Genomic DNA, 11,898 nt, shown 5'->3' on the forward strand with positions numbered 1-11,898 from the left:
TAATGCGTCTTCTGCCAAATACATCTACGTTTAATGATTTTCTTATATAAATAGCTATAATGAAATTGATTCAGTCATGTATCGATGATAAGCTTAATATATGGAGTTGATACTAATGGTTCAATCTATTAAAACTACTAAATTGCTAATGGAAGCAACGCAATTTATAAAAAATTGTTACGACGAACTGGGAATGTCTAAAGAAATACAATTGAAACGAATTGAAGAAATAAAAAATGAAATAAATACTACTGGAACATATTCTCATAAGACTTTTGAATTAACACATGGAGCAAAAATGGCTTGGCGTAATAGTAATCGTTGTATAGGGCGATTACTTTGGAATACGTTAAATATTTTTGATGCACGAGATGTACTTACAGCAGAAGATGCATACGAAAAATTAGTTAAGCATATTGATTTTGCTACAAATGATGGGAAAATCCGATCTACAATTACAATCTTTGCACCTCGAAAAAATGGAAAAGATCCTATTAGAATTTGGAACCATCAATTACTACGTTATGCCGGATACAAAGAGGGCGATAAAGTAATTGGTGATTCAACATCTATCAAATTGACAAAAATGTGCGAAAGAATGGGATGGAGAGGGGAGAATACCTCCTTCGACATTCTCCCATTAGTCATTCAGGAAATAGGAAAAAAACCTAAATTATTTGAAGTTCCCAATGAAATAATTAAAGAAGTGCCGATAACTCACCCGCAAATTGATGGTTTCAGCAAGTTAGGAGTAAAATGGTATGCTGTTCCAATTATTTCAAACATGCGTTTAGCGATAGGCGGAATTGATTACCCTATGGCTCCGTTTAATGGTTGGTATATGGGCACTGAAATTGGAGCAAGAAACTTAGCCGACCAAGACCGCTATAATTTATTACCAAAAGTTGCGGAAATAATGGAATTAGATACTAAATCTAACCGCTCACTGTGGATTGACAAGGCTTTAATTGAATTAAATATCGCGGTATTACATTCTTTTCAACAAGCTCATATAACGCTTGTTGACCATCATACAGCAGCTAAACAATTCAAAAATTTCGAAGAAAATGAAATGAAAAATGGTCGACCTATCACAGGAAATTGGGCATGGCTTATTCCTCCAATATCACCTGCTACCACTGACATTTACCATAAACCATATAACAATGACATTTTAACCCCTAACTACTTTTACCAATCGGATCCTCAAGAAAACTAAACGGACAGTTCCAAATAGATACTCTCTCACAACCATCAACTTAAATTCCTTACTATTTTTATCCATAATAAACACCCCAAAAGTTAGATTTTGATTCTAACTTTTGGGGTGCACAACACAATCAATGTGGACGGTTCGCTTTTACTTTTGGCATGGTGGTTTCTGCATTTTTTCTCTTAATGAGTTCTGAAACGGTTACAAATTGGTATCCCTGTTTTTGAAGTTCGGGTAGAATTTCTTCAAGAGCTTTTACGGTTTGAGCTCGATTTCCACCTGCGTCATGAAATAAGATTACATCACCAGGTTTTGTACCGGTCAGTACTCTGTTCACAATTCTTTTGACCCCAGGTCTTTTCCAATCTTCAGTATCCTGGTGCCAAGACCATAATACCACTTTGTAATCATTTTCAACCGCGATATTTACCACGCTCTCATCATAACTTCCACCTACCGGACGAAAAAGAACCGGATAAGTACCGGTAATTCCGTAAATGACGTCATTAGTCTTTAGTAGTTCTCGTTCCAATTCTTTGGCTGTGTATTTGTACGAATGAGTAAATGTATGATTCGCAATTTCATGACCTTCGTCATTTTCTCTTAGCACAATAGTTGGATATTTTTCCGCATGTTCTCCTAAAACAAAAAAGGTAGCTTTAGCATCAAATCTGGCCAATATATCTAAAATCTGCGCTGTATAAATTGGGTGTGGCCCGTCGTCAAATGTCAGAGCAATAACTTTTTCTTCAGTTTGAACATCCCAAATAATAAGATTTCTCTCTTCGTAATATTGTCTTCCTTTATCAGTAGCTGAAGCCTGGAAATTAACATATAAAATTGAAATACTCAAGACAATGACTATAAGAGCAATTAACCCTGTTCGCTTCAATTCTTTCCTCCTCAAGTCTTATTTTTTGTAAACATACCTAACTTAATATTTGTCTAATGCAAATATTTATACTCATTTTTAATATCCAATTTATTTTAAAACAAAAAACGCTCGCTCCTTATTTGATTTACTGTATTTCACATTGTGTACGGCATTCTTCCTGTCACTAATTTATTTTACTGAAGACCCCCGGAACCAGGAAAAAAATATTAATGGAGCTTTAGAATTCCGGAACTAAAGATGTGCAACACAACCTAGCACATTTGTTACTGAGAATTGATTACTATAATCTCAAACGAATCAAGGCAAAACTAAAAGGCCTGAGCCCGGTGCAATACCGAGTGCAGACCTTACAAGTTGCCTAACGAAATAACGTGTCTAACTTTTCAGGGTCACTTCACGATTTAATCTGTGTACAAGTCACTTTTACTTATTCGCAAAGACCGTCAATAGACGATCTTCCCTTGCTCCACTAACACTTCCGTTAGTGGACTATCATATTAATTATAAAGTTGTTTTAAACACATAACTAGCTTTGGTATACTTCATTTTATCTTCATAGAAACGGTGTGCATCTGTACGCTGTAATGCTGAAGATAAGGAAACACTTTCATAATTATTTTCTTTTGCCCATTCATGAACATATGTAAGTAGTTTTTCACCGTATCCTTTTGAACGTATATTAGTATCTGTAACCAAATCACAAATCCAAACAAATCTGCCACTAGAAAGTGTTATCATCGGCTTAAAACCAGTAACTGCAACAATTTTATTACCGTCTAGTAAAGCTAACATTTTATATCTATCATTCTCTTGCGCAGCAAATACTAATTCAAGATAAGTACTTTCATCCAGATGAGTTCGTAGCTGCTTCATAACGGGAAATGCTTCGATAATTTCATCGCGTGATTGAAGTTCTTTAATTGTTAATGTGTCCATAAATAGGAACCTCATTTCATTTTTTTATAAATCGAGTCTATCATATTTTTCATATGCTCTATTTATCGTAGAAGAACCAGCTATTCTTAATGATTTTACACTTTTTGATAATGTAGTTTTCCTTTCACCCAATTCCTCTACGCAATCACACTAATAACTGTACTACTTATAGTAAGAACTAGTTGATTGTAGTGGAGAGCGGCTACTCCAGTGGGTACAGAAGGCAAAGACAGGAAGAGCCCGCTGGAAAAGCGTTAGCGTGGGAGCATGAAGGAATGGCTGAAGCCGTGCCCGCGGAAAGCGTCCGTTCGGAACGGAAATCAACGGGATTGGAGGAAATCGTACTTTTCAGTGCCCTCCGTTTAAGGGTATATCACCTTGGAATTATTTGTCTTTATTACTAAAAACATTATCTGAGTGCCGAATGGTTAAAATCATATCTTTTGCATTGATTGAAATAACACAATCCCAAGTGGGTTTAATTTGCATTTCGTTGCAGTCATCAATCCAAATCATCGCATTTAGTTCTAGGGCACCTTCCATAATAACCATTTGTTTCGTTAAAGTGTCAGTGACCGCTATTAAATTATCTTGTAAACGTACTTTCCAATCAAAAAATGATAATTCCTTCATGTTCTCCTCCTTTCTTCTACTTATCTATTATCCTACAATAATTATCATTTAATATTCCTATTCCATAATAAAAAAAGCAACCTATCGACAATCAATCTGTGGACGAGGCGCTTTTGCCTTGGACTTATTTATCCTTCTAAGGGATAACTGGACAACGTTGATGCAACAGCGTTCTCGGATTAGCCAAATATAAGACCATCATTAGACAATCTTGTGAATAACACCCAAAATTATAACCAGTCTTTCACATAAGCAACTAATCCTAAAATCGCACTTATTACCGATCCCCCAAAATATAATAACGTGTTTTGATTTCTATAATACTCCATTTTCATTAATGCCTTTGTTCAACTAACCTACTGAGGTGGCTCAATAAGAAATGTATTACTACTGTTCCAGTAAAGCATCGTTAGTTGAAGTGCAAAAGAGGTTTCCTTAATTTAAAAAGGTCCATTTTGTTGATCATGCCGCGCTATTTCTCGTAGCGAATCGGCACTTGCTGAATTCTGATTCAATGACTTTTCCTGTTCTTTAAAATCATATTTCCGCCCAGTCAAAAAATCTACAACATAGCTTCCTACAAGCAATGTTACGATGGAACCCCAAAAAACCCACATCATCCAATGCAATACATTCCCCTCCCCTTTTAGTTATATACGTAGCGTACTGCTAAAAGTTCCGTTTAATTTACTATTGAAGTCACCTACCGGTTAGTTGAAGAACAGGGCTTTGTTCTTTATTCGTCCTTATTAATACAAATGCCCCTTTGATTCGACAAACAAAAAAATGACCTACCAACACTCTAAATTAAGGGTCGTCACTTTTTATGTGTTCGTATTACCGCTAATGATAAGACCGTCAATAGACGATCTTCTGTTGTTAAACTAATGCGCATGTTAGTTCAACACGCGGCTTAATCCCCTAATTTCTCTTCGGTTTTGGTTAAGAATTTTTCCAATGCTTCACTGATATCAATATCAGTGCAGTCAGCCAAATTACTTAACCTTAACGTATAAACGCCAAATCGCTCTCCGCAAGAGCATCTTTCAGCCAGCAAGGATGCATTTTCAACAAATCAGGTGGCAAAGCTTGTTGGTCAAAATATTGAATATCGAGTGATTCTGAAGAATTGCATCGAAGTTCTCCGCTTATAATTTCAGCTAAAAAACAAGTTGTTATAAAATGAACTACTTTTCCTTTAGGATATGAAAACACCTGTGAATCTGGATCAGAGTAAACACCGATTAGCTTAGTAATACGTATATCTAAATTCGTTTCTTCTTTCATTTCTCTAATAGCTGCTTCGGATACTGTCTCCCCAATCTCTACATGTCCTGATGGAATCCCCCATAGCCCTACATCAGCTCTCTTCTGCAATAAAACACGATTGTCTTCATCTAAAATAATAATAGCGACTCCTGCTTTAAGATCGTTAATTTCCTTCATTTCTATTATCCCCTTAATTAATAAAATAAGGCTGATCGAGAAATTTTTCAACGCATCATATACGCTGAACTTTCCCCTCTCGAACCTATTATGTCAATATGTGCCTTTTGTAAATTATAAAAGATATGATTCTCGGCTTCAGACTTTTATAATCGGAACCCTTGTTACAGTTCTCCAATTCATTAATTTGATGGGCTATAAATCATGATACCTATTGTACAATTTAAACTCAAGAGATATTTCAAGGTGCTATTCAACATCAACCAACATCTCACGATACACTTCTGAAGTGTAAATCCCCAAGAATCACCTTGTCACTTACCTTCAACCGGCTTTGCCAAATACTCCGCAATCGGAATCTGGTACTGCTTTGGAAAACTACCAATCTCCCGCGCACCTGTTTTAATAAGTAACCCGTATACAGGTAGCATGGATGGAAACGCCATCATTCGTCGGTTCGCAACTCTTTTATTTTGTTTATGGGTAGAGAAAAAGAACGCCCGGATGGACGTTCTCACATTAATAATTATTTAATTTCGCTACTATGCGGTTTTTTTCAGCTGCACATTACGCATTTACACTTTCGGCTTTGCGACCCTGCCTTGCATGTAATCTTTTCATTGCAAATCTTGCTATTGGCTGTGCAACCAACAGTTCGATCCAAAATGCAATTCCGAAGTTCCTAGGCCAGATATGCAAAAAGTTTTTAAAGGGTTCTAGGCTGATTTGTTTCGTCCCCATCCAAGTTCCGATAATCGATAACAAAAGAGATAACACCGTAACATTCAATAAAGTATTCAATAGAATCCTGGCATTAAACCCATCTGTTTGTCCCACGAATTTTGGTAACAGCTTACCAACAATTGGTCCTGCAATCAATCGTACTGATAAAATTACGATTATCCACATAAACGGAATAATCTTCAGTGTATCTAGATAAACTTCTTTACTGAAACCACGTTCCAATCCCGTAATAATAGGGGCAATTGTGTTTACTGAAATGGTTGAAATGATTAATAAAAATAATATACCTTCTCTTCTGTTTCTAGGCAGTCTTTTTTCTCCGTGCATGTTTGTCATCTCCGCGAATAATATTTCAGATGGCAGACGTATCATGAGACATATATTTTTGGTTAATGAGAAAGCCAATATCTCTACACACTGATTTAATAATCATAGCATTTTCTTCAAAAGAATGTCATGTCTCCGTCAGTTATTCAATCACTACTTATTTTATAGTAAAGAAAAAGAACGCCCGCACTGAACGTTCCTTTCACAATGTAATTGTTGATTGAATTTATAATACCAAGTCTTGTGTCATACCTTAAAACTTCCAGAATGCGCAAGCAACATTAAGTATAATCGAGACAACAGCAAGAAAAACAGGTATCTTGCTTTGCTTTTCAAACTTAATTTCCCTTTCGTTTGCGCTTATCAAAAAGTTTGCTAATTCATTTATTTCTCTATCAACAGACTCCATATCTTTATTTTCAAAATGTACTTTGGCGTCACCTATTACGAACCTTTCGTGCGTTGGGAGTTTCAAGAATGGGGTAATTTTATTATTTTTCACCAATGAGCTTTTTATTTTTTTAAAAGATGACTAAATCCCCAAAATCCCAACCTGCTCTTTCTTCACGAAAAACACTTCTTATTCCAAAGGAATATAGTGTTGCAACATCATTTACCCTAACATTGTAGTATGCTTTATAGGGTTGTTTCCAACCTGTCACCGCTCCGTAACTGACTACCCTCTAATTAAGCAGATTTTGTAGTAAACTTACAGTAGATAATGTCAGAAAGGAGACTATTCAATGACAACTACAACATGGATATGGATTTGTATTGTTATCTTGATTTTAGAACTCATTTTCATTTATATCGTCGTACATAAAAGTTATCGATATAAACATACGATTGATCCGATTGATGATCATATAGAAAAAATGAATAGAGAGAAAATCGATATAGAATAATGAATTGTTTCTATGAAAATGAATATATACATATGGAAAGGACGAACACATAACAGTGAACATCCTTTCTATCATTTATGCATCGCATCAAATATAGTAAGTTGCTGCACCAAGGTTATAACTCCCTCGCAAAATTCTTTTGTTGAAAAAGATACGAATCTTCACGTCGAATCAAATCAATGCATATCCTGTAAACATGTGCTGCCAATGCGCATTTGACATCATTTAAGAAAGGATGTGCTTTTGATTCCGAATATCGATTACACTTTACCAACAACGCAGTTCACTTTTAATGTAAATGACAGTAAGGCGTTCAAAAAAGATAATCACAACTTTATAAATGTGCTAAGTATCGACCAATTAAACACATTAGAAAATGTCTCTTTACTTGATATTTTTCTAAGCGAAGGCAATGTCGTCGAACCGCATTACCATCAACATGCTGCAGAGCTAGTTTATTGTATTTCCGGAGCTTGCACTGTTTCATTACTGAACCCTTTCACAAAAGAAATTCAAAATTATCCAATAACACCTGGACGGGTTGCGAATGTGCCGCAAGGGTGGTGGCATTATATTGTGGCTACAGTTGATAACACTCACTTTTTAGGGATTTTTGATGCACCAACTCCAGAAGTAATTTTAGGATCAGACCTCTTAAAATTAACTCCTTCAAATATCATGGCACACACCTATTGTATGGATGAGACTCAGTGGAAAAAAGCAATTGCTCCCGTTAAACCTTCAACATTTATTGGGCCTCCTGAGGACTGCAACAGCGAAAATTTAAACACTCCATATCAAGAACCAAATTATATAGATCAATGCACTGACCAACTATATCCCTACACTCACCACAACTTACCTTCCTCCCACTATTAAATCGTCTCTGATAAAGACTGATGATTTATTGTAATCAGTGGTCTTTTTGATCAAACTGCGTATTTAAATTTCCCTTAGTTGCATCTTCAAGCCTAAAATTTCCTTATTAACAATTTTAAAAACTTTGTTCTTTGTTTCTATAGTAAAGGCGGCTAATTCTTCGGTTTCATCCGCTGGTAAATAAAAGGATGTTATATTACAACCCGTTTACAAGTTGGTAACATTTTCCTGATAATATATACTTAATTCTTTTTTGATGAGACAATTCCATTACAACAATTTAATTGTTGATGTCATAAATTGGAGTTGACCCATGTTCATAATCATACGTAACAATAATGGAACGATTGAGACCTTAAAAGACTCCAATTGTGAGACAGACAAAACCTTTGCTGATTTCTACGCAGCAGATTTATTTTTGCAACAACTGAATCAAAACATAATTCCTTCCATGCATTGGACTATTTCTGAAAAGTTACAATTAGTCGATTAACAGGTAGTTAGCTACATCTATCTATTTTCCAAGTATTATTAGTTACGAGTTTTTGTCACCTCTCCTAACTAAATTGCGATATCCTCGAATTTTTATTGATCGGATCATTCGCCAATTCTGTTGCTATATCAAAAGATGACTGTGATAAAGACTGCTGGTTATTTTAATCAGTGGTCTTTTGTGTTTGAACTGCGTAATTAAATTAGCTTAGTTGTACTTTCAAATCTAATAATTTCCCTCTTAGCGCATCTAAAAATTTGTTCTTTGTTTCTGTATTCAAGGAGTATTCAGCTTCGTCAAAAGAACCAAATGGATTTGATTTAATGATGAATTAAAGGTTCTTTTAACTATGAATAAATATAGTCCGGTACAGTCACAGAATATCGGATTAAAAAGGCGACTACTCCGTAATAATGGAATGGTCGCCTTTCCCTGTTTTCATTCACAAAATTGCGCCTTGATGATTTCCGAAACCATAATCCTTTCAGGGCCGAATGGGTTATTAAGCACAATAGATTTGGATTGGGGATCGATTAATTCTATTGCACCGCCACGCGTCACGAATTTGCCGTCCTTCCATGTCTGGATAAGAATTTGGTATTTACGTTTATATGCCGTTTCGATTTCTTCCTGGATAGATTGTAGGGTAAAGTCATCAAGCTCGGGACGTTCTTCGTAATTATCTTCATCCATCCATAGCCGTAGCTCTCTGATATGCTCCGAGAGCATCAATGCAGTCCACTTTTTATTCCCTCGATCATGATTGTTTTCTAACATTTTCATTTCACACTTACAATATTATTCATATTGACCTTTACGTTGTCGTAACCTATTTGCATCGTCAATTTACCTTGTTGACCTTCAACTTCTTTAACGACGCCTGTAACTGACTCGTAGCGCTTATGAGCATATATCGTGATTTCTACTTCGACGCCAAATTCTTTTGATTCGCCAATTCTCTCGCCTATTTCTAGAAAATCAGTTTCCGTCAGTTTCGGTCCTGCTACCACCTTTGATTTTGGTGGTTTTGGAATTGCTGTCATTTTCATCATCCTTTCACTCTTTGATTTCTACCATTGCGAAGTAAACGCTAATTAACTCTTCCGTCCGATTACGCAGTCGAACGTTCAGGTAGCGTCTGTGGTCCTCATAACCACCATGGATAAATGCGAACTCTGTGAAAGTGTCATCTTTTGTCCTTTTATTTAGCTTCAAATTATTGCTTCGTGCATAAGTATTTGTTTCTTTTAATTCAGTTCGGGCAGTCTTTAACGCACTCTCAACAATATTGATATAAGGCCTTTTCAGCTTGAACGAACTTGTTTCAATGACTTCCCGGTCTCTCTCTAGAATCTGAATTATCATCGGTAAGTAAATCATGTTCTCGAAATACGGTAATGCCTCGGATGGTATTAACGCCATTAGATCACCATGCTTTCTTTATGTACAACGGGAACAAGTGCGAGCACGTTATCGATTCTAAAAGTACGTTTGGATTTACGTAGAAAACAATAGGCACGGAATGATACCTCACCGACTTGTAGTATATTGATTCTTCGCTTGCTGATTTGACCATCTGCAGCTAGGTACATCATATCCAGTGACTCATTGTATTCAACTGACTTTAATAATTGATTACGCACATTCGTTCCCTCCTCCCTTTTAGTATAGAGAATGAATGTTCGTATTGCAACTGGAAATAAGCTGTTAATTTTGACCAAATAAAAAGGTCGTCAATAGACGACCTTCTGTTGTTAGAATAAAACACCCGTTAGTTTAATAAGGGAATTAAAACGACTTTCTCACTAAATATTTTTTTAACATCATCCCTAATTCAATTGGACTGTCCTACAGCCGTAATTTTGCAAGTTGAAATTGCAAATCTAACGATTGAATCAGGATTACCAGGATCTATTAATAAAGTTCCTAAAACTATGCCAAGACCTGTTTGTTCCACGTTAAAATCTGCTGCTATAGAACCGTTAATTGCTAAAAGATTTACTGTAGAACCGATAAGTGTATCTAACAATTGTCTAATTGGTCGTTCACGACAATCGCATTCGCATCCATAATTGACAGGCGTCGACAAGTTGATAGTAGGTCCTGGCAGTAAAAATCCTACACCCGTTACATCAGAAATATTTACCATAAAGGTTGTCGTTCCATCTGTAACTGTAACTAAAAAATCGTTCACTTCAATAATTGTGAATAGAAAAAAGAGAGGCGGTACATTTGGCGCATCTGCAACAGTACTAAGAATTACAGTTTGACCAACAAGTTGTCGTAAGACGGACTGGAGTGGAGAAACACAACAGTCACAAAGGCCCGAGGAAGGGGTGGCTGGAAGACAACAACTATTAAGGGCTGTGTACTTAACTAACGGACAACATCCGTTAGGTTTTATCCTAGTAATTCTGCATTTTTCTGACACAATTTCACCTCATCATTCCTTATAGTATATGCTTTTAAGAAATATGAAATTGGATTAAAACCTACTCAGTTTTTTATTGAACAAACCTGTTGTATTAGTTGAATTAGAACAGAGCATTGTTCTTGTTTCGTCCTTATTCATAGAAATACCTCTGATGTTGACAAACAAAAAACGGCCTATTCACAAATCTGTGGATGGGTTGCATCTGCTATTTCATTATTTTTTTGTAGCAAGCAAAACAGCTAGACTTACGATGTCGCCTGTTGCCATTTCTCTGTTTTTCCACTTGATGCGACATGACGCATTAATTGCACCTGCTTCGATACCTGAATTGATCACAATTTCTCTGGTGGTGCGTCATGCGCAATATTACCTGCAGGCGCTTTCCAAGTTGCCTTAATCTCGAAATTCGAACGGTCAATATTATTCGGCCAATCTCCACTCTATGTAATTCCGAGCTTTCAAGCGATTGCTCCGGCTTTATTTAGCATCGCAGTATCATCGAGATTAGAAGGTGGGCTTACTGCACTTTCCCACGCTAAACGCCCCATATGTCGGCAAAGAACATACCAGCAAGAGTGATCCCTTGGATTAAATCTTGAGAGACTTCATCCTTACTAGGGAAATTAATATAATATAAGGTACCGATTCGTAAACAATTTTATTCATAACCTTCATTTATTTACCTCACTGACATCACTCGCCAAATAAGGTGATTATCCTTTAATAATTGAAAAGGCACCCCGCAGGATGCTAAATAAACTCATAACTTTTATCTGTTCGATACATGAAAACATTGCACCATACCAAGATTATACCCTTTTATATAGGAATCTTTCTTTATGTCTTGATGAATATGCTTATCTTGTATCATTTGAGTAACTTTAACCGACGCATCTTCTAGACTACTTGCAGGTAAGTTCATTATGAAACTTTCATTATCATTAAAATGTAGCGTTATTTGAAATTCAGACATTTTCTCACCTCCCGCAACCA

The 11,898-nt window shown here is 36.1% G+C and carries 18 protein-coding genes and 2 pseudogenes; 6 read left to right on the plus strand and 14 right to left on the minus strand.

The genetic code is table 11. From position 1 onward, the window contains the following. Positions 1-115: 115 nt before the first annotated feature. Positions 116-1,219, plus strand: a complete 1,104-nt coding sequence (locus MKZ11_RS16910; RefSeq protein ID WP_340795533.1) for a nitric oxide synthase oxygenase — start codon at positions 116-118, stop codon at positions 1,217-1,219. A 121-nt stretch (positions 1,220-1,340) separates the two neighbouring features. Here MKZ11_RS16910 and MKZ11_RS16915 read toward each other — a convergent pair whose 3' ends face one another. Continuing rightward, positions 1,341-2,105: a polysaccharide deacetylase family protein gene (locus MKZ11_RS16915; protein WP_340795534.1), complete on the minus strand. Its 765-nt coding sequence runs from the start codon at positions 2,103-2,105 to the stop codon at positions 1,341-1,343. A gap of 275 nt (positions 2,106-2,380) precedes the next feature. On the opposite strand from MKZ11_RS16915, the pseudogene MKZ11_RS16920 reads away from it, so the two are divergent. Further along, positions 2,381-2,470: pseudogene (locus MKZ11_RS16920) on the plus strand (IS3 family transposase); the annotation flags it as partial. A 139-nt stretch (positions 2,471-2,609) separates the two neighbouring features. On the opposite strand, the gene MKZ11_RS16925 reads toward MKZ11_RS16920, so the two are convergent. The 7 genes from MKZ11_RS16925 to MKZ11_RS16955 all read right to left on the minus strand — a co-directional run bounded on the left by MKZ11_RS16925 (position 2,610) and on the right by MKZ11_RS16955 (position 6,696). Next, complete coding sequence (locus MKZ11_RS16925) at positions 2,610-3,044, minus strand: GNAT family N-acetyltransferase (protein ID WP_340795535.1); 435 nt, start codon at positions 3,042-3,044, stop codon at positions 2,610-2,612. Between the two features lie 384 nt (positions 3,045-3,428). Beyond that, positions 3,429-3,677, minus strand: a complete 249-nt coding sequence (locus MKZ11_RS16930) for a hypothetical protein (RefSeq protein WP_340795536.1) — start codon at positions 3,675-3,677, stop codon at positions 3,429-3,431. 440 nt (positions 3,678-4,117) lie between these two features. Then, on the minus strand, positions 4,118-4,306 hold the full coding sequence (locus tag MKZ11_RS16935; RefSeq protein ID WP_340795537.1) for a hypothetical protein: 189 nt from the start codon (positions 4,304-4,306) through the stop codon (positions 4,118-4,120). A 376-nt stretch (positions 4,307-4,682) separates the two neighbouring features. Beyond that, positions 4,683-5,123 carry an NUDIX domain-containing protein gene (locus tag MKZ11_RS16940; protein ID WP_340795538.1) on the minus strand — a complete coding sequence of 147 codons (441 nt, stop codon included), beginning with the start codon at positions 5,121-5,123 and terminating at the stop codon, positions 4,683-4,685. Positions 5,124-5,437: 314 nt separating this feature from the next. Then, positions 5,438-5,641, minus strand: a complete 204-nt coding sequence (locus MKZ11_RS16945; RefSeq protein WP_340795539.1) for a CD1375 family protein — start codon at positions 5,639-5,641, stop codon at positions 5,438-5,440. Between the two features lie 49 nt (positions 5,642-5,690). Further along, entirely contained in the window at positions 5,691-6,194 is a 504-nt protein-coding gene (locus MKZ11_RS16950) for a hypothetical protein (RefSeq protein ID WP_340797037.1), read from the minus strand. Between the two features lie 253 nt (positions 6,195-6,447). Next, on the minus strand, positions 6,448-6,696 hold the full coding sequence (locus MKZ11_RS16955; protein WP_340795540.1) for a hypothetical protein: 249 nt from the start codon (positions 6,694-6,696) through the stop codon (positions 6,448-6,450). Positions 6,697-6,937: 241 nt separating this feature from the next. Between MKZ11_RS16955 and ytzI the strand changes: the two genes are divergently transcribed. From ytzI to MKZ11_RS16970, 3 genes are all read left to right on the plus strand, one after another. Beyond that, on the plus strand, positions 6,938-7,099 hold the full coding sequence (ytzI, locus tag MKZ11_RS16960) for a YtzI protein (protein WP_340795541.1): 162 nt from the start codon (positions 6,938-6,940) through the stop codon (positions 7,097-7,099). 243 nt (positions 7,100-7,342) lie between these two features. Beyond that, positions 7,343-7,978: a cupin domain-containing protein gene (locus tag MKZ11_RS16965; protein ID WP_340795542.1), complete on the plus strand. Its 636-nt coding sequence runs from the start codon at positions 7,343-7,345 to the stop codon at positions 7,976-7,978. Between the two features lie 313 nt (positions 7,979-8,291). Next, on the plus strand, positions 8,292-8,471 hold the full coding sequence (locus tag MKZ11_RS16970; protein WP_340795543.1) for a hypothetical protein: 180 nt from the start codon (positions 8,292-8,294) through the stop codon (positions 8,469-8,471). A 438-nt stretch (positions 8,472-8,909) separates the two neighbouring features. Here MKZ11_RS16970 and MKZ11_RS16975 read toward each other — a convergent pair whose 3' ends face one another. The 5 genes and pseudogenes from MKZ11_RS16975 to MKZ11_RS16995 all read right to left on the minus strand — a co-directional run. Then, a complete protein-coding gene (locus MKZ11_RS16975) occupies positions 8,910-9,254 on the minus strand; it encodes a YolD-like family protein (RefSeq protein ID WP_340795544.1) in 345 nt (114 codons plus the stop codon). Further along, positions 9,251-9,523, minus strand: coding sequence for a YolD-like family protein (locus MKZ11_RS16980; protein ID WP_340795545.1), 273 nt, complete (start codon positions 9,521-9,523; stop codon positions 9,251-9,253). The genes MKZ11_RS16975 and MKZ11_RS16980 overlap by 4 nt, the downstream gene beginning before the upstream one ends. Before the next feature lie 4 nt (positions 9,524-9,527). Beyond that, positions 9,528-9,893, minus strand: a complete 366-nt coding sequence (locus MKZ11_RS16985; RefSeq protein ID WP_340795546.1) for a hypothetical protein — start codon at positions 9,891-9,893, stop codon at positions 9,528-9,530. Further along, positions 9,893-10,114, minus strand: coding sequence for a transcriptional regulator (locus MKZ11_RS16990; RefSeq protein ID WP_340795547.1), 222 nt, complete (start codon positions 10,112-10,114; stop codon positions 9,893-9,895). Before MKZ11_RS16990 ends, MKZ11_RS16985 begins: the two co-directional genes overlap by 1 nt. A 191-nt stretch (positions 10,115-10,305) precedes the next feature. After that, positions 10,306-10,794, minus strand: a pseudogene (locus MKZ11_RS16995) (bclA protein); the annotation flags it as partial. A 184-nt stretch (positions 10,795-10,978) separates the two neighbouring features. Between MKZ11_RS16995 and MKZ11_RS17000 the strand changes: the two are divergent. Beyond that, positions 10,979-11,302 carry a hypothetical protein gene (locus MKZ11_RS17000; RefSeq protein ID WP_340795548.1) on the plus strand — a complete coding sequence of 108 codons (324 nt, stop codon included), beginning with the start codon at positions 10,979-10,981 and terminating at the stop codon, positions 11,300-11,302. 372 nt (positions 11,303-11,674) lie between these two features. On the opposite strand, the gene MKZ11_RS17005 is transcribed toward MKZ11_RS17000, so the two are convergent. Next, complete coding sequence (locus tag MKZ11_RS17005) at positions 11,675-11,878, minus strand: hypothetical protein (RefSeq protein WP_340795549.1); 204 nt, start codon at positions 11,876-11,878, stop codon at positions 11,675-11,677. Between the last annotated feature and the right edge of the window lie 20 nt (positions 11,879-11,898).

The sequence above is a fragment of the Sporosarcina sp. FSL K6-1508 genome (assembly GCF_038007465.1).
In the GTDB taxonomy this organism is placed as follows: Bacteria; Bacillota; Bacilli; order Bacillales_A; family Planococcaceae; genus Sporosarcina; species Sporosarcina psychrophila_B.